This is a genomic window from Lampropedia aestuarii, assembly GCF_004803635.1.
Lineage (GTDB): Bacteria > Pseudomonadota > Gammaproteobacteria > Burkholderiales > Burkholderiaceae_C > Lampropedia > Lampropedia aestuarii.
Genome location: NZ_SSWX01000068.1, coordinates 1 through 367, shown reverse-complemented (window position 1 = coordinate 367; position 367 = coordinate 1). Strand labels below are relative to the sequence as shown.

Here is a 367-nt window from a genome sequence, read left to right as displayed (position 1 = left end):
GACCTGTGCAGAAAAGGCTGGGTCAATACATGCGTGCAAAAGCTATTGGTGGATGCTGGTTATCGTGGCGCACCATTTGCGCTAGCAGCTAGTGATGTGCTTCACGCTTGCACAGAGATCGAAGTGGTGAAACGAGATCAACTACACACATTCGCTGTCTTGCCAAAGAGGTGGATTGTCGAGCGCAGCTTCGCGTGGTTAGAGAAGAATCGAAGGCTCTGGAAGAACTGTGAGCGATGGCTCAATACCAGCTTGCAGTTCATCCATCTCGCCTTTATCGGATTGTTGTTACGAAGATCGTAAACACGTTCTTAGCGTCAGCGCGAGTTGCATAGGCACAAAACAACAGGGCCCAAAGGCCCTGTTT

General features: G+C 50.1%; 1 protein-coding gene. It reads left to right on the top strand.

The genetic code is table 11. The features are described 5' to 3' along the window. A partial coding sequence (locus E8K88_RS17925) for a transposase (RefSeq protein WP_168797394.1) occupies window positions 1–303 on the top strand: 303 nt, incomplete at its 5' end. Window positions 304–367 lie beyond the last annotated feature (64 nt).